Source organism: Aetokthonos hydrillicola CCALA 1050 (genome assembly GCF_017591665.1).
Lineage (GTDB): Bacteria > Cyanobacteriota > Cyanobacteriia > Cyanobacteriales > Nostocaceae > Aetokthonos > Aetokthonos hydrillicola.
The window spans coordinates 1-17,148 of the sequence record NZ_JAAKGC010000006.1 but is presented as its reverse complement, the minus strand read 5'-3'; the positions used below and the strand labels follow the sequence as shown (position 1 = coordinate 17,148).

12 protein-coding genes and 1 pseudogene are annotated in these 17,148 nt (G+C 41.0%); 8 read left to right on the top strand and 5 right to left on the bottom strand.

Annotation, left to right across the window (positions count from 1 at the left end):
* Position 1 precedes the first annotated feature (1 nt).
* The 5 genes and pseudogenes from G4P69_RS04505 (at position 2) to G4P69_RS04485 (ending at position 7,054) form a co-directional block, all read left to right on the top strand.
* Positions 2-1,348: a serine/threonine-protein kinase gene (locus G4P69_RS04505; RefSeq protein ID WP_208340510.1), complete on the top strand. Its 1,347-nt coding sequence runs from the start codon at positions 2-4 to the stop codon at positions 1,346-1,348.
* A 305-nt stretch (positions 1,349-1,653) separates the two neighbouring features.
* A complete protein-coding gene (locus tag G4P69_RS04500; RefSeq protein ID WP_208340509.1) occupies positions 1,654-4,368 on the top strand; it encodes a TnsA endonuclease N-terminal domain-containing protein in 2,715 nt (904 codons plus the stop codon).
* Positions 4,368-5,831 (top strand): ATP-binding protein, encoded by a 1,464-nt coding sequence (locus tag G4P69_RS04495; protein WP_208340508.1) that lies wholly within the window; start codon positions 4,368-4,370, stop codon positions 5,829-5,831. Before G4P69_RS04500 ends, G4P69_RS04495 begins: the two co-directional genes overlap by 1 nt.
* A 792-nt stretch (positions 5,832-6,623) precedes the next feature.
* A pseudogene (locus tag G4P69_RS04490) lies at positions 6,624-6,758 on the top strand (potassium-transporting ATPase subunit C); the annotation flags it as partial.
* Positions 6,755-7,054 (top strand): hypothetical protein, encoded by a 300-nt coding sequence (locus tag G4P69_RS04485; protein ID WP_208344688.1) that lies wholly within the window; start codon positions 6,755-6,757, stop codon positions 7,052-7,054. The pseudogene G4P69_RS04490 and the gene G4P69_RS04485, both read left to right, overlap by 4 nt.
* Here the strand turns inward: G4P69_RS04485 and G4P69_RS04480 are convergent.
* The 3 genes from G4P69_RS04480 to G4P69_RS04470 form a co-directional block, all read right to left on the bottom strand.
* Positions 7,011-8,105, bottom strand: coding sequence for a HupE/UreJ family protein (locus G4P69_RS04480; protein ID WP_208344689.1), 1,095 nt, complete (start codon positions 8,103-8,105; stop codon positions 7,011-7,013). The genes G4P69_RS04485 and G4P69_RS04480 overlap by 44 nt on opposite strands.
* A 102-nt stretch (positions 8,106-8,207) precedes the next feature.
* Complete coding sequence (locus G4P69_RS04475; protein ID WP_208344690.1) at positions 8,208-9,590, bottom strand: tetratricopeptide repeat protein; 1,383 nt, start codon at positions 9,588-9,590, stop codon at positions 8,208-8,210.
* Between the two features lie 279 nt (positions 9,591-9,869).
* On the bottom strand, positions 9,870-11,123 hold the full coding sequence (locus G4P69_RS04470; protein WP_208344691.1) for a DUF4331 domain-containing protein: 1,254 nt from the start codon (positions 11,121-11,123) through the stop codon (positions 9,870-9,872).
* A 331-nt stretch (positions 11,124-11,454) separates the two neighbouring features.
* Between G4P69_RS04470 and G4P69_RS39855 the strand changes: the two genes are divergently transcribed.
* Together G4P69_RS39855 and G4P69_RS04465 are read left to right on the top strand one after the other, a co-directional pair.
* The gene (locus G4P69_RS39855) at positions 11,455-11,586 is read left to right on the top strand and encodes a hypothetical protein (RefSeq protein ID WP_279605395.1); all 132 of its coding nucleotides are present in this window, start codon (positions 11,455-11,457) and stop codon (positions 11,584-11,586) included.
* The gene (locus G4P69_RS04465) at positions 11,573-12,904 is read left to right on the top strand and encodes an AAA family ATPase (protein WP_208344692.1); all 1,332 of its coding nucleotides are present in this window, start codon (positions 11,573-11,575) and stop codon (positions 12,902-12,904) included. Before G4P69_RS39855 ends, G4P69_RS04465 begins: the two co-directional genes overlap by 14 nt.
* A gap of 196 nt (positions 12,905-13,100) precedes the next feature.
* On the opposite strand, the gene G4P69_RS04460 is transcribed toward G4P69_RS04465, so the two are convergent.
* Positions 13,101-14,567 carry an ISLre2 family transposase gene (locus tag G4P69_RS04460; RefSeq protein WP_208344693.1) on the bottom strand — a complete coding sequence of 489 codons (1,467 nt, stop codon included), beginning with the start codon at positions 14,565-14,567 and terminating at the stop codon, positions 13,101-13,103.
* 549 nt (positions 14,568-15,116) lie between these two features.
* Here G4P69_RS04460 and G4P69_RS04455 point away from each other — a divergent pair.
* Entirely contained in the window at positions 15,117-15,947 is an 831-nt protein-coding gene (locus G4P69_RS04455; protein WP_208344694.1) for a hypothetical protein, read from the top strand.
* Positions 15,948-15,958: 11 nt separating this feature from the next.
* On the opposite strand, the gene G4P69_RS04450 is transcribed toward G4P69_RS04455, so the two are convergent.
* Positions 15,959-17,148 (bottom strand): 4Fe-4S binding protein (locus G4P69_RS04450; protein ID WP_208348652.1); only part of this gene is annotated, 1,190 nt, incomplete at its 5' end.

Genomic DNA, 17,148 nt, shown 5'->3' with positions numbered 1-17,148 from the left:
TATGTATGACTATTCTTCTCAGCACCTAGATAACAGTAGCTCTCCCTTCCTCAGCCAGTCCGATTCTATGTTAAATAATCGTTACCGTGTCCTTAAACCTCTTGGGCAAGGTGGTTTTGGTAAAACATTTCTTGCTGTTGAACACAAACAGCAACTTCAAACAAGAAATGGCAGTCTTTTTAGGTATTCAAAACCGCAGTTTTGCGTTATTAAACAGTTCTTTCCAGAACGCCACAATGTTGATCATTACTTGAAAGCTTCTGAGCTTTTTCGTCAAGAATCGTTGCTATTAAAAGAACTCGGTAAGCATCCCCAAATTCCTGAATTATTGGACTTTTTCGAGGAAGATGGACAGCAGTACTTAGTTCAAGAATGGATTGATGGGCAAACTTTAGAACAGGAATTGGCAGAAGCAGGATCATTCAATGAAGATGAAATTTGTCAGCTACTTGAGATGGTACTGCCTGTATTACAGTTTGTTCATGAGCATCAGGTGATTCACCGTGACATTAAACCTGCTAATATTGTTCGCCGCAGAAGCGATCTCCAACTTGTTTTAGTAGATTTTGGATCTGCTAAGTACGCACCGAGCGCGATCGCACCCACAACCGGAACTTTAATTGGTAGCGCTGAGTATGCTTCACCAGAGCAGATTAAAGGGAAAGCTGTATTTGCTAGTGACTTATACAGTCTGGGTGTGACTTGTTTACACTTACTGACACAAATCCCACCCTTTGATCTCTATGATTGCGGCGAAGATATTTGGGCGTGGAGGTCATATTTGACTAAACCAATCAATCCATCTTTAGAGCAGATTATATGCAAGTTACTGCAAAAACCAATTAAGCGACGCTATCAATCAGCGACAGAGGTTCTCTCTGACTTGAATAGTTTGTCAAAACAGAAGTCCTACGTCATTCCATCACAACCTATAGCTAGAACTCTAAATGATGATGACGATTTTGAAACTCCCTATTTTGGATTAAACTCCAAAGAAAATATACCAGCTTCGATGACTGTTTACTCCACAGCACTCAATATTCACTCTATCGCTGCTGTGACAGTGTTTGACCCCCAAACTCAAGCATGGTATCGCCTACCGCCAAAAATGGAAGCAAATGAGGTTTTGCAAAAAGCATCTGCATTCTTAGATTCGTGTTTAGTAATAGTTGACTCTCCTGCCCAACTACTTATTTCATCTAATAGCAGCTACACAATGCTGAAGCAAAGTAAAAAACTTTGGCGGGTTTTTGCGGCAATGATTACCACCTCAGTTGTTTGCCTGACTATAGCCTATTTTGGCTTAAAAATGAAGTGTGCTTTTACCCCCCGAATGACCAAATTTTGAATCATACCCTGACCAAAAGTTAACGCTATTTCAAGGGTTCTAGCCAAAACGGATGAGTAAGTTTTGCATCAAATCGTGACCGCGTGTTCTAAATATGCATTATAATAGTTCCTAAAGTTTTAAAAACCAAAAATCGAAAAATTCGACGGCATAACCACCGACTTATAGTGAACTTAGATAACAAAATATGGTTCAAAGTGACTAAAATATGGTTCAATTCAGATTGAACAGGATTTTCATTCGACTGTTGTGAGGGTTGTAAACTCCGTGTAGCGTTGTTGTTACGCCATTTATGTGAGGTTCAAATGAACAGTAGCGAGTTTGAATATTGGTGTAGGCAACAGCAACTAGCGACACACACAGTCGAGTTGATTGCACAAATTAGGTCATCCCCACCCTCACGTCGGGTAAGTGGACGAAGTTTAAACGTAAGTGGTGTGTATCCCAGCAAGAAGATGGGGGTCACAATCCAGTTCGAGAGCCATACGGTCGAATTGTGGGCGATTTACCACATGGAACACGACCCCGAAGTTCTAGAGTTCTACGACCAACCACCACCCTTTAAAATTCAGTATAAAAATAAATCAGGGCGTAATATAGGTCACTATCACACACCGGATTTTTTTGTATTGCGCTCTTTGAGTGCTTGTTGGGAAGAATGGAAAACAGTTAATGAGTTAGAGAAGTTAGCCGAAAAATATCCTGGGCGCTATCAAAAAACAGCATCCGGTAGTTGGCGTTGTCCACCAGGAGAAACCCACGCATCACAATTTGGTCTAAAATACAGCGTTCGTACAGATGCAGAATTGAATCCTGTGTTTACCCAGAACTTAATGTTTTTGGAAGATTACCTTGGATTCAAATCCAAACAGACAATAAATGTACACTCAAGAGTTCTGGCTTACGTACAAGCAAATCCGGGAACAATGATTGCGGCATTGCTCCTTGAGTTGGAAGATGTCTGTGCCAATGATATATATATGATGATTGCATCCGAACAACTCTACGTAGACTTGGATGCTGTCCCCTTAGTTGAACATTACAGGACACGACTATGGGTAGACCAACAAACTCATGATGCTTATACCCACGCATCTGATGTATCTCATCAAACTTCTAATACCGATATACATCCCACAAGATTCCTGCCTAACACAGTCCTGCTCTGGGATTCGTCGCTATGGACTTTAGTCAATTATGGTGAGACTACAACCACGCTCCTACCGGACTCAGGCTTTCCAATACAGTTACCAACAGCATTTTTTCTTCAGTTGTTCGACAGTGGAGCGATTAAAATTCATGACGGCGTTACAGATACAACAATCAATGAAACTGTACGTAATTTAATGGATGCCGCTTCTCCGTCCTCTTTAAAAGAAGCAAACCGAAAATTTAATCTAGTACAAGCATATTTTCAACGTCATACAGATCTCTATAAAGACATTAAACCTCGGACTTTACGTCGATGGGTGCAACAGTTCCGTGAAGCAGAAGCAACATACGGTTGTGGTTATGTTGGTTTGCTACCACGTAGACATCAGCAAGGAAATCGTCAACAGAAAGCACCAACTGACTCAAGTGAATTACTAGATAAATTTATTCGAGAGCATTTTGAAACACCAAGACAAGCGACCGCCGCCTCCGTCTATCGGGCATATGTCAAAGAATGTAGCGCTTTAAACATACAACCCCTTAGTAACCGCACCTTCTACCAACGGCTAAAAAAGCGCCCAACCCATGAGCAGACTTTAAAGCGTCAGGGCGCAAAAGCCGCATACGCAACAGAGCCTTTTGTTTGGGAACTAGCAAAAAATACACGTCCTCACGGAAACCGTCCTCACGAGATAGTACATATTGACCACACCGAACTGGATATTGAATTACGCTCAGTTGCCACAGGCAGATTATTAGGACGACCTTGGCTAACGTTACTCACTGATGCCTATTCCCGAAGAATATTAGCAGTTTATCTGACGTTCGATGCACCTTCTTACAGGTCATGCATGATGGGGCTACGTATTTTAGTCCAGCGCTTTGGGCGTTTCCCCTCAACACTTGTGGTAGATGGGGGCAAAGAATTTCATAGTCTATACTTTGACACCTTGCTTGCACGCTACCACTGCACCAAGAAAACACGTCCTGGTGGCAAACCCCGTTTTGGGTCGGTAATTGAACGATTATTTGGGACGACAAATACTGAGTTTATATTTAATCTTCTAGGCAATACCCAAGCAAGTAAACAGCCCCGCCAACTCACTAAAACTGTTGATCCCAAAAATTTAGCTGTTTGGAATCTAGGAGATTTATACACTTATTTTACCCAATGGGCTTACTCCATTTACGACAACAATCACCACGACTCATTAGGTGCGTCTCCTAGCGTTGTTTATCACGAAGGGCTGTCAAGAGCAGGTGAACGCTTACACCGCTCGTTAGCTTATAACGAGGATTTCCTCATGGCAACACGTCCTTCCACCCCCAAAGGTAAGGCTAAAGTTCAGCCAGGACATGGAATTAAAGTCAATTATCTTTACTACTGGAGTGATGCTTTCCGCAATCCATCTGTAGAAAAAACTGATGTCCCAGTACGTTACGACCCGTTTGATATGGGAGTTGCTTACGCCTATGTTGAGGGACGCTGGGTCAGATGCATCTGTCAGTATTACAGTACTTTTGTTGGACGCACCGAAAAAGAAGTGTTGTTAGCTGCACAAGAAATTAGACAATCGAATAAACGGAGCGCCACTTCAACAAACTTGAACGCTAAACGTTTAGCCGACTTCATTGCCAATGCCCAAGAACATGAAGCCATACTGTTGCAAAGATTACGTGATTTGGAAAGCATTGCTGTGATTGAAAACTTTTCTGGGCTGAGTTTAGCTTCACCACAATCAAATCCAGTTCGCCAAAAAGAATTTACACCGACTCCGGATGAAGAGGTAACATTTGATTCAAGGTCGTCTCAAAACCCCTCACCGTTGGACGTAACGCAGCTGCCAATACTAGAGGAATACCGCTAATGTCCAAAATTGACAATGCTCAGTTATTATTGACGCAATTCAAGCAGTACGCTGTCTTACACCCACAACTGGCAAAGGTTGATCTGCATCTAATGCGTGCAATTCGAGAACCTGCGGGATTTGCTCATGTACTGGTTTATGGGCCAAGCGGTGTGGGTAAGACGACCATGATTCGACAAATTGCTAAACGGTTAAATGGGGATAACGAAACGAAAGATGTAGCACCCAATGATTCTGTCAACCGCAATGGTCATACACCTCAATTGCCCCTATTACTGATAGAAACACGACCACCAGACGCGGGAGTTTTTAATCGAACTGATTATTACCGGACTGCGCTTAAGCTTTTGGACGAGCCATTCTATGAGCGTCGAATGCTGATAGACATTGACACAGAGCAAACATGGGAGAAGAAAGGGCGAGGACGTAGTGGCAAAACAGCACAGTTTAATGATTCTCCGGAATTGCGCTTAGCACTCGAAGAGGCAATGACTAAACGTGGTGTGCGAGCGGTTATCTTAGATGAAGCACAACATTTAATGAAAATTGGTACTGGCGCAAGTGCAGGAAAGCTTTTAGACCAGTTGGACTGGATTAAGTCCATCACGAATGTTACCGGTGTGCTACACATCTTGATTGGGACTTACGATCTTTTAAATTTCCGGAATTTAAGTGGTCAAGCATCCCGGCGCGGTTTGGATATCCACTTTCCGCGCTACTTATACCAAAATGAACAAGACCGTCTGGATTTTCAAGCCGCGTTACTAGCATTGCTCAAGCAAGTACCTCTCAATACTGATATTCCTAAATTAATGCAGCGTTGGCTTTACTTCTATGAACACTCTATTGGCTGCGTTGGAGTACTAAAAGACTGGCTCATCCGAACTGTGGCGGCGGCACTGCATGATGGGAACGACACGCTGACCTTAAAACAATTACACGAACATACCTTAACATTAGCCCAATGCGAACGGATGGCTCTAGATGCTACCGAGGGTGAGCAAAAACTGAGTTACATGGAAAGCCGCCGCGAACACTTATGGCATTTGCTACAAATAGGAATGGGTTCAACGGATGTCCCGACGAGTGCAGTTGATCCTCAAACTCCACACATAAGCGAAAAAGCCACTTCACCTCAAACAGAGGTAGCGCCTAAAACAAAGCGCACTCGGAAAAAACCAACCGCACCTACACCACTTGAAATTACAACCACAACACCCCCACAGATCCCCATAGAGCCAGCCCCAAAGAAAAAGCAGACTCGCAAGAAAACTACATCTACTGCAACACTTGAAATTACTGAAACGCCGAGTAGTCATTCCAGTACTGACAAAAATACGATAAACCAAGACACACAAGAACAAACAGATTCCAGCACCAAGAAAAAGTCGGGCACACGTGTCGGACAACGCAAACCTAAGCGAGATCCTGTTGGGGATGAGTCACACTCAGGAGCTTCATAAGAATGATAATCGCGCCATAGGCTGCCTCTCCCCAACGGCGCGATTATCATTCTCATAAAATAACTCGTTGCTTAAGTTGTGAAGCATATTTTGTTCTAACTAAGACAAGAGGGGGTGGGAAAGAGACGCGGCAGTTCTTCTCTGGTTTCAAGCCTTGCTTCATCGCCTAGAAGCATCAAGCAAGAGTTGGACTGACCGACGGCTCAAAGCGTTGCGTTCCCACCCCCTCGACGCCGCCCAACCTGGATGTAACTGCTACCGACCTTGTTGACTTTTTCCATTTTTCGGGAATTTTTTAGAACTCACGGCTCAACTATGAAGCATATTTTGTCCTAACTGCTTTTGAAGTATTTCGCGACCGTTTGGTCAAATTATGATTCAAATCACATGAAGTCACATCAGCAGCCACCGTTCAGACAAAATAGAACTTTGGAATTTATTATGTTCAGGAACTTTTAAGTGCAGTGGAATCTTCGTTTCTCTTCATCCTATCAATTTCTAATTTAAATCGCTCTTATTCTTCTAGTCCGACTCCTTCTACTAGCGCAACAATACTAGCAGTTGTGATTATCCTAGTCCCGATTGTTCTACTACTAAGTTTTGGATTACACAAAAGATACAGAGCTAGAGTTCGCCGACGAAGAGTTAAATACCTAGAGGAATTATACCATCGAACATATAAAAAAAGAAGATTTTAAACATAAGAATTCAGACGCCAGAAGCCAGGATTCACAATAAAGAAAAGAAGCGCAACTGGCGCGCTGTAGACACAACGTGGCTTGCCGTAAGCACCTAATTGCTGACAATATAGATCATCGATTTTTAGGAATTTTTGGTGAGCCTGGAGTTAATACTTTGAGGCTTAATCTAGCTTTGGATTTAAAGCACAATGGTGCTTCATCAGGAAAGATAGCGAGTAAGGGATGAGAAAATTTAACGAAATTAAAATTCGGGAAACCCTTAGATCTAGCTACTGGTTTGTTCCAACACTCATGACTGGGATAGCGATTGTCCTGGCGATCGCGATGTTCGTAGTCGACAAAGCAGGCAAATATGAGTTACTCCTGGAGTTAGGGTGGGACTGGTGTATCTACAATGGCGAACCAGATGCTGCTCTGGCAATGCTATCAACCAGCGTAAAAACAGCCGTTGCGTGGATTAAGGAGTTTCAAGGGATGATCATAATCCCCAAGCTCGTTGTGCAAACCAAAACAATCCAATAGCAACTATACATCCAGAGATCAAACGACGAAAAGTTAATTCCCAAGAATATTTTCGCAACTGATTTAACAGTATAAACGCAATAGAAACAATGAGAATTTGACCTATTTCTACCCCGATATTAAAACTTATGAGCGATAAACCCAAAGCAGATTTTGTTAGAGTAACTTCCTTGAGGATACCTGCAAAACCTAAGCCATGAACTAGCCCAAAGATAAAAGTAAGTAGCCACCGCCAACGTAAACCCTTACGCCATAAATTTTCGGCTGCTACGTAAACAATTGTTAAGGCGATCGCGCTCTCAACAAAGCGAACTGGCAGACTGACAATATTTAATACTGCTAATGACAAGGTAACAGAATGGGAAACTGTAAAGGCTGTGACTATTTTTAATAAATAACCTAAGCCTCCCCCCATCATTAACAAACTGATCAAAAATAAAACGTGGTCGTATCCTGTGAGAATGTGTTCTATTCCTAGCACAATAAAACTGCTAGCTTGCTGCCATACAGGAGTATCAATCAGCGAAAACTCGCGTTTTTCTGGTGTAAATACAAGATTTTGAGTTTTTGCTTCTTGAATAACTGTAGCTAAACAACGAGCAGTAGAGACATTGGGCAGAAATAAATCGTAATTTATCGTTAGTCCGGTAACTGGTTGTAACCAATTGTAAGCTAATTCTAAAGTCGTGTGGGTATTACTATTAATTTGGATATTTGGTGGTAAACTTTGAGATGGTGAAATACTTAACTTACCTTTTTGTCCATTATTATCAGTTAAACTGATTTTTTCGCCTAAAAACTGTTCAAGTTCTGGTTTATGCTTTGTAGTTTCTTCTGGAGAAAGTTGCCCATCCCGATTATCATCACTAAAGGCGACTAAACCTGTGGGAAAAGTCAATGTAATTACCGTTTTTCTATCACCTACCATAATTTCTGCAACTGATAAATCTGCCCAGTGTGCAAGGGTAGGAGTAGTTAAACCTATCGACACTAGTAACGACACCAAAAACAAAACAATACTAAGCCAATATCTACGCCATTTAAATTTCATTTTGTTCTCCTATAGTAAAGGGTATTTGGGTACGGGATGAAAATTATTGCCCAATCCCCAGTCCCCAATCCCCAATCCCCAATCCCCAATCCCCGAAATAGCCTAAAACCCAAAATTCTCTACTCCCAGCCCTGATGTACGTCGCGCCTGTTGATCAAAGCTTGGATCGATCTGGTGGGATAGGTTTTGGTATGCTAAAGTTTGCTGGTTATTTCCCAATGCTTTTTCAATCGTGGCTGCACGGTAGAATATGGCAGCATCTTTTGTACCCAGTTGTAAGGCTTCTTGGATCATTTTTTGCGCTTCTTGGATACGTCCAGAATCAAATAATGCCCAAGCAAGGGTATCTAAGGTTTGAGCATCCCGACGAATTTTGATTTCTGTTTGCATTAAGGATAATGCTTCAGCAGTGTCTTGAGAACGATTCTTTTCTAATAACAACCGCGCTAACTCCCGTCGGTGCCCAAAATTTTGCTCGTTATGTCCAGCAGCATTTTCTTGACGCAGTAATTTTTCGGCTTGATTTACTAGCGCGCTCGCTTCTTGTGGTTTACCTTGAAGCTGCTTGATTTTTGCCTGACCTCGAAAAACTGCGTGGTCAAAAATCGTTGTCGTATTTTGGGAGTTGGGTAATACTTGAGCGTAGAGATTTTCTGCTTCTTTGTACTCTCCCTGTCTGGTTTTTAATTCTGCTAGATGCAGCAGGGCTAACGGGTATCTCGGTATAATTCTCAATGCTTCTTTATATAAGTTTTCTGCTAGTTCTAATTGCCCATGTTTGTAGTAAAATTGACCCATTAATACTCTGGTGTATGCAGAACTGCCTGTTTCTCCGGCTTCTTCCGCCGCTAGGGCAAATTTAAAAGTATCAGTTGCTGCTTTTTCTTTTCCCTGCGCAAGCATTACCAAAGCTTGTAAAGTTATGTTTCCCTGAGAAGGGGTTTTATTGACTAGTTCATCAGCCGCAGTTTTTGCTACTTCTAGCTTTCCCATTGCTAAGTTCGATGTTACCAAGATGGCGAGGGCATTTTCGTTATAACGTTGCATTTTTAATACTTGTTGAGATAAGCCTATTGCTTCAGTAAAATTATGCCTAGCTTGAGCAACACGACTTAAAACTATCAATGCACTTTGGTTACTAAAGGGGAGATTCGAGAGAGAACGCTTAGCTGCTTGTTCTGCGAGCAAATACCAGTTACTTTCACCAGTAGCTTTTGCCATTTTTAAGTAAGCTTGAGCCAATGAGGCTAAATTCATGCCACTTTCAGGGTTTTGGCGGACTCTTTTTTGGTAGAAAGTGATTTCCTCTTGGATGGTAGCTCTGCGGTTATCGTTACCCGGTAAGGATTGAGATAAACTATAGCGGTAGAGTGCTGGAAGTTGAAAAGATCGGGAATAGAGGTATAAGGTTATTAGGAGAGTTGCGATCGGTATTGTTATAAGTACGAGCCAAAGACGTTTAGGTTTGTACAAGGCTTGTGTCATTTTTTTTCTGCTTGAAAGCTGTAATTGTTGAAGAAGGAGTCAGGAGTGAGGAGGAGCCACTGCGTTGGACTGGTTTCCCGGCTTACAGCAGTTTTCACCTAAATGAACCACACCGTTTGTAAGAGCGCAAGGCCGCAGCGCCCCTACGACTGTGGTCTAATTACCTGAAAATTGCTGTAAAGCATGTGGCGTTCAGAATTCAGGAGTCAGTCAATCATGAAACAAGTTTCACCGCCAAGCATGAAAAAGGAATGTTCCCTGCTAAGAGCTCCCTGCTCCCTAATTTGGTAGTGCTAAGTAAGGAAATTGTGGTTCTAATGGTTTATGACCTTGAGATGGATTACCAGGTGTACCTTCGTAGGAAACATTATCACCGGCGATCGCACCGTTAGTAAGTACGCTTAAAGTTGTATCGATCACATCATCTTTTAGTAAACGACCGGTGATGGGACTACCTTTAGTGTTGAGAGCTTTACCGTAACCACTAGGTTGAGTAGTATCAATTCGCATTACGTCCGGGAGGAATGCACCCAGTAAAGCATTTGCTCGTTTATCGTCATTCCCCAAAGCTATGAGAGTCTTTTTCGCTTCTGCTACAACAGGTGCAGCACCATCACTTAAATCAGCAGTGGGAGGAATACTGTTAAAAGCGTTAAGAAAATCGTTAGTTACAACTAAACCTTCGTTAACAGCCGGTCTTGCTAAACGTTCAACCTGTTGGAAGTTCCCATTACGAGGATTTTTGACTGAGATTGTTTCCCAAACGTCAAAGGTTGTAGTTTTAGTATGTCCTTGTAATAAAGAACGTGGTACTCGGACAACAATAGTGTTGACGTTATATCCTTTAGCAAAGTCAATAGCTTGGTTGTCAGGACGGAAACCAACAGCCGGACCTATACCTAAAGCACCTGCTCGAACGCGGAAGAATTGTTCAACATCAAAGAAGAATGGATCTTCCCGTAACCCAGCAAAAATGCTCACCGGAGTCCCATTCAAAGATAAGTTGTTAATAGTTGGTTGGTTTGCGCTTAATGGAGTCGTTTGACCTTTGGCTACATCTATTTTTTTACCATCAGCGATCGCTGTTAGTTTAAATTCCTGTTCACCTTTATCGTTAGGTTGTCCAAACTGAAACCGTAAGATAACATCTTCTGCACCAGTAGGGGTTGCTTCTTGGTTGGCAGCGCGGCTGATTTTAAATTCGTATAGAGCATTAGTACTAAAATAATATTGCTGACGAGCAAGCGATCGCGGATTTGTATTCATGACAAATATTAAGTCATCTGCACTCGCACTAGGGTTTTGGTCTTGTTCGCGGAATACATATAGATCAGTTAGATTTAGGTTGCGACCTTTAGTATCAACCTCACCGTCATCATGGTCGGAAGCTTGAACAAAAATCGGGATAATACTTGCTGTACCAATCGTTAATCCTAATGCAAGCACACTTACTCCGATGATTTTTTTCAGACTTAGCTTTCTGAAAATCAAACTGTGCAAGGATTTTTTGGGGTTAGTCGTTGTGTGTATCATTTCAGTATGGCCTCAAAAATAAACAGTTCAGCATTGATAGCCATATCATCTTAAATCCTCTTGTTCACTTTCCAGACCAAAAACTGCTCACTTTTTGTTTGCTTTGATCAGCCAGTACTGAGAGCCTATAGATATTTCTACGTAACTCCAGCATTTAGAGCCGATATTTATGGATATAGGTAAAAAACGTGATTTTTTGAGTAAAAATGCTTAATTAACCAAAAATATGGGTAATCAATCCACTTGCTCATGGAAATCTATGAGAGATCCAAATTGAAAAATACAACGTATATCTATTTAGGTGATTTCCGAGAAAGAAAATACCTGGGGAATGCGAGTTTCGACTTCGCTCAACTCACGAGATCTCAGTTGGTTGAGCGAAGCCGAAACTAACGGCGACGGTATATTTATTCCTGTAAATCACCTTAGCTGTCAAAGGGGAGAAGAGTATGAATCTTGGTAATGCGGTGTCTTCTTTAGCAACACGGCTTTTAGCAGAGAGAAATCGTAATTTTGTTGGGAGAGAACCGGAAATTGCGGTTTTTCAAAACGCCATCTCGTCAACGGAATTACCCTTTAATATTTTGTATATTTATGGTCCTGGTGGTGTAGGTAAAACTACCTTAATCAGACATTTTCAGAGTTTATGTGAGCGGGTAAATATACAATTTATTTTTATAGAATCTCGTAACTTAGAGCCTACACCCGAATCTTTTATAAAAGCTTTAAATCATCCGTTAGAAAGTTTTGGGGAGAAAGATCAGCGTTTCGTCATTTTCATCGATACGTATGAGAAAATTACTGTTTTAGACGATTGGTTAAGGGAGGAATTTTTACCTCAATTATCTCTGAACACTTTAGTTGTTTTAACTGGACGAAGTTCTCCTACTGAAAGCTGGCGTAGTGATCCAGGTTGGCAAGCTTTAATTCACATTTTACCTTTACGAAACTTGAATCCACAAGAAAGTTTAAATTATTTAACTAAAAGAAATATTCCTACTACACAACACCAAGCCATTCTTGATTTTACCTATGGATATCCTTTAGCATTATCCTTGATTGCAGATCTTTTTGCTCAAAAACAAGAATTTTCTTTTCAAATAGATTCAGTACCGGATATCATCAAAACTCTATTAGAAAGATTTATTCAAGATGTACCCACACCAACGCATCGGTTAGCTTTACAAGCATGTGCTGTGGTGAGAATTACTACGGAAGCTCTACTCACACAGATGTTGGATTCTCCTGATATTTCCAATATTTTTGAATGGTTGCGCGGACTATCTTTTATTGAATCTGGACAGTTCGGTTTATCCCCCCACTATTTAGCACGGGAAGTTTTAATAGCAGATTTACGTTGGCGAAATCCCGACTTATATGCAGAATTACACCACTTAGCCCGTAGCTACTATACTAAACAGCTAGGAAAAAATCAAGGACAAGAAAAACACAAGATTCTATTTGATTATATGTTTCTGCACCGGGATAACCCTGCAATTCGTCCCCGGTTTATTTGGGGTGAAAATACCAGTTTACAAACAGATTCTCTGCGAGAAACAGATAAAGATGCAATCATAAAAAGAGTATCTCAATATGAAGGAGAAGAGTCAGCAAAAATAGCGGCATATTGGCTGAAAAAACAACCCCAAAATGTAGTAATATTTAGAGATTCCCAACCCGAGCCTGTAGGGTTTGCTATTATGGTAGCCTTGCACGAAGCTAGTTTAGAAGAGGGAGCAATGCGATTTTGTGAGGTGAACCCAATTTCGAGCGATCGCTAATGAGTCATTTTCAGGTAAAAAGTATAAAAACTGACATTATAATCTAAGATTAAACACGATGATTTGTCTCCAGAAGATATCCCTTGAAGACTTTATGGAAAATAGGTTTAATGCTTATAGCTCTACACTCTTGAAATAGTAAGTGAGTATTTATTATTACAAATAATCTCGTCAAAGGAGAGTATTAGTATAAAATTTAACCACTCGTTCGAGGATTGAGGAAGGAAGTGAAGATAGAATTGCAGAAATTATCCCAACTTCCAGCGATCCATTGGCAACGAAGATGTAACATAATTTCAGCGTTAGCTTTTAACCAGAATTTACTATTCCCCTTCATTCTTAAATTAACGACTTGTCGAATTAAACTTTCAATTGCTCCACTACCAATCGGTAATTTTTGTTCAGAAATATAAACATAAATCAACCGATTTTCAACATCAGCCCGTTGAAGATAATCTCTTTGTGCAACCATGATTTTAGCTTGCTCAGGTGTAGCGTTGAAAATTAATTGATTCATTTCAACGATTAAGTTAAAAGCGAAATTTCTTCTTAAAATATTTCGGGCTTTTTTAAACCAAGCTTTTCTTTCAGACTCTTGACTAAAAGCTGCATCTGCAAAAGTTTGTAAATGCTCTGTAACATGATAAAAATCTAAAAGTTGATAGGTTTCTTTTGGACATCCCAAACGGGATAGAAGCGGAGGAATATGTTTCCAAATCCACTCCGCTCCGTCAGCAATTAATAAAACCTGCTTTGCCTGACTAATTCCTAAACTAACCAAGTGCATTTCTAAAATTTGTAAAAACGCTTGATATCCATCATAAGTTCCATCATTAGTAATAGGAATATCATTGGTTTTAACTTTTTTTCCATCTTCATTTACGATATAAATTGTGAGTAACTTTGGCTCAATCCATTCTCCGGCAAAGCCGTATCGGTTAGTTTTAGGATTCTTCTCACCTTCTTTATTAACCCGAATTTTAGTCCTACCGCCGTCTACTGCAATGACAACTCGCTGGTCTTTAAGAATATTACCAGTAGGTAAATTACCCAATTGATAATTCAAGATTTTTGAGAGACGTAAATTAATTCCAATTTTACCAAATTTATATGTTAGGCGTTCTATCCGTTTGAGACTAATATTAATTCCCCAATCTGTTAAGATTGTACATGCAGCTTCAAATGAACTCGCAATGGCACCATACTGAGTAACTGTTGACCAAACTAATGGAGTTAAACTTTCTTCCATTCCCAACCATTTCAAAAAAGGACAAAACCCCTGAAGTGGAGATTTCTTTTTATCTTTTCGTTTTTTATCTCTAGTAACAACGTATGGTAAAATCAGAGTAACTAACACATTTCCGACTGTTAATATTTGTCGTTTTCTATAACCATGTCTTTGCGTTTTTGATTGCCACCATCCTTGAGTTTGAGCCATTGCTGTATCAAGAGCGTCTTGAGATTGTGAAAGATTATACAGTAAGATAGCAATACATTGACCAGCTAAAATAAGTGCCGCATCTCTGATTTTTTCTTCTCTCTCTTTAATAACTCGTCCATCCCATTCCCTGACATCAGTTATTTCTAGAAGTTTCGTAACATTTTCTTGAAAATCGAACAATGATTTGATTATATCTAGATTTGCATATATATTTTTTTCCATAAAGGTTGGAACTCCCAATCGCCAAAAATATTGTTACTTGGGAATCCTACCTTTTTTATGGCAATGAAATCTAAGCGCGAAAATCAACATTTTAATGTACAGACTGTATGTGCGCTCCTGCTTAAAAGGGAGAGAGGAATTAAATTATTCTCACAACCGTGTATTACACCGTAAGAGAAATGCACTTATTGGTGAAGCTAAGAATGAAATCTTGCACAATTCTTAAGGGCTTACGACCAATAGCTCCCATGTATTACATGGAAACGCCTGATTTCCCTTATTCCATGTAATACACGGTTAATCATCCCTTACTTTTTCCACGTATTACACGGGGGACGGTTTTGTAGATCCACAATCGTATTGTTTTCTTACCCAGTCACGCGTTAATTCCTTTCATTCCTCAATAGCTGAGCAACGTGTACAGAAATTCCCTTTTATGCTAATAATAATCATTCCAAATTTCCTCGAAATTTTTAAGTATTTACATTTAGACAATATGTAATAAATATTTTTTAGTACTGGGAAGCAAATGGTAGCGATCGCCCTTTTTTGGATCCACCTCACAAAATCGCATTGCTCCCTTTAGAAGATATTAAATCAGATCCAGGTGCGATCGCCGCTTGGGAGTATCTGCAAACCCATGCACCCTTGCGTCCTCAAGAAGGTGCAACCATATTCCGCTTTTGGATGGCTAGAGATACCTATCAAGCTACTTCCCCTACTCAAAGTCTCATTTTCGTTAATTTCGTGCAATTTTTTCAAAAAACACCAGGACTTGCATACACTTTTTTACCCTGTGCTGATGCAGCAGCGTGGGAACCAATGCTGAGCTATTTCGATTTAAATAGACTCCCAGCAGCAGATTTTACGATTGGAGAACGCAAATACGGAATTTTCGGTCATGATTGGCGAATCGTTTCACCCGCAGAATGGCAGCAAATCTTAGCACAAAGAGAAGTCAATGCTACCATAGAAAAAGCAACTAATTCCGCAACAAATCAAACCTTATTAGTTCTCAGTCAAACAGCATTTACACAAGCAGTGCAAGAAGCATTACGTAACTTCACCCGTCCCGATATATTGCAGAAAAATGTTTTAATACGATCGCGGTTACTCGAAGAACAAGTTGCAGATAAGGGGATTATGAATGAACGAGTTACCACCTTGCAGCAGTTAATCAAACAAGCAGTAGAATCGTTACAATCGTCCCCCCGTGACGAAAAATTATACCGTGTTATATATCGTACATATTTACATCCCGCACCCACCCAAGAACAAGCAGCAGAGTTACTAGATTTACCTTTTAGCACCTATCGCCGTCATTTGAAAGCTGGGATGGTAAGAGTTGCGGAAATCCTTTGGCAAAAAGAAATAAATTAATACTCTTGTGTTTAAATCATCAAGTTAAAAAACAAAGCTGTGAAACCCAACATGAGTAGCAAATGTGGAATGTTGTTGAATAGCGATCGCCTTGTAATCCTCAGCAGTATGTAGGAGCTAAACGCCATCCCTGAAAGTAGGATCACGCCTTGCAAGAATTGAGCTACATCCAAACTCCAGGTGAGCGTTGGTAAACCTGCACCACTGTAACCTAGCGTCCTTGCTAAAACTGGGAGAATTTGCCCGGCTTGAGTCATAGCAGCAGGAATGTAATAACTCAGATTCGCTGCTAAAGTTAAGGGAAGGTAGGCATAGATGACGGTGAGATAGTTTGGTTGCTGTGAATCGAAAAGACGAGCCAGCGTATGAGCCAAATAAGTCAACACACCAGGAATACATAGCAAGGCAAGGGCGATGGGAACGCTCAAGAGCAAATCATCCGCATCCACAGGAACAAAACCAAATCCCAACCATCCCAGAATCTTCTCAGCGTGGTGCATGAACACGCCGCCTAACAACAGCAGCAAAAGTGCTACTTCTGCCCAGAATCCTTTGTGATTGTCCAGTAGATCCAAAGCCGGAAACCGCAAATTCAGTTGTGCTGAGCGATTGGGACAGCCTTTGAGACAGGTCATGCATAGCATACAGTCATGGTTATCTTGTAATTGTGCTGGATGTAAATATAGTGGACATCCTCCAATTGCTTGTCCTTCGTTTGGTAAGGGATCTGCAAACGTGATCGTGGTTGCTGCACTGCCCTTATAGCAGCCAAACGTGGTGCACTGACTACCGCACAGCTGTTGAGTCGAGCGCAACTCAATAATTGATAGTTTGGCAAACATACCGTTCATCCCACCAATTGGACAAAGATATCGACACCATAATCGCCGCTCGTAAATCAAGCTGGAAACGATGGCTCCGGAGGCAATTGTTAACAGCAACCAGGCAGATAGATAGGCATGGTGTGGTAAGTTCCAAAGTTTTTCCCACAGATAAATCGCCAAAAAGCCAGCGAAGACAATCCAGCCTCCCCAACGGTTTAACCATTGAGTATTCCAAGAGAGTTGCTTACGTGGAAATAGCCATAGAGAAATTCGTCGTATCCACTCTCCGGTAATCATGAATGGACACACAGCACACCAAAGACGACCCACAAAGCCAAATAGGAACAGAAAACCAGGCCACCACCACGCCCAAAATA

What these genes read in the sequence shown, in the direction of transcription:
- G4P69_RS04505 (WP_208340510.1), top strand. Translation starts at nt 2, where the DNA reads ATGTATGACTATTCTTCTCAGCACCTAGATAACAGTAGCTCTCCCTTC.
- G4P69_RS04500 (WP_208340509.1), top strand. Translation starts at nt 1,654, where the DNA reads ATGAACAGTAGCGAGTTTGAATATTGGTGTAGGCAACAGCAACTAGCG.
- G4P69_RS04495 (WP_208340508.1), top strand. Translation starts at nt 4,368, where the DNA reads ATGTCCAAAATTGACAATGCTCAGTTATTATTGACGCAATTCAAGCAG.
- G4P69_RS04485 (WP_208344688.1), top strand. Translation starts at nt 6,755, where the DNA reads ATGAGAAAATTTAACGAAATTAAAATTCGGGAAACCCTTAGATCTAGC.
- G4P69_RS04480 (WP_208344689.1), bottom strand. Translation starts at nt 8,105, where the DNA reads ATGAAATTTAAATGGCGTAGATATTGGCTTAGTATTGTTTTGTTTTTG.
- G4P69_RS04475 (WP_208344690.1), bottom strand. Translation starts at nt 9,590, where the DNA reads ATGACACAAGCCTTGTACAAACCTAAACGTCTTTGGCTCGTACTTATA.
- G4P69_RS04470 (WP_208344691.1), bottom strand. Translation starts at nt 11,123, where the DNA reads ATGATACACACAACGACTAACCCCAAAAAATCCTTGCACAGTTTGATT.
- G4P69_RS39855 (WP_279605395.1), top strand. Translation starts at nt 11,455, where the DNA reads ATGCGAGTTTCGACTTCGCTCAACTCACGAGATCTCAGTTGGTTGAGC.
- G4P69_RS04465 (WP_208344692.1), top strand. Translation starts at nt 11,573, where the DNA reads ATGAATCTTGGTAATGCGGTGTCTTCTTTAGCAACACGGCTTTTAGCA.
- G4P69_RS04460 (WP_208344693.1), bottom strand. Translation starts at nt 14,567, where the DNA reads ATGGAAAAAAATATATATGCAAATCTAGATATAATCAAATCATTGTTC.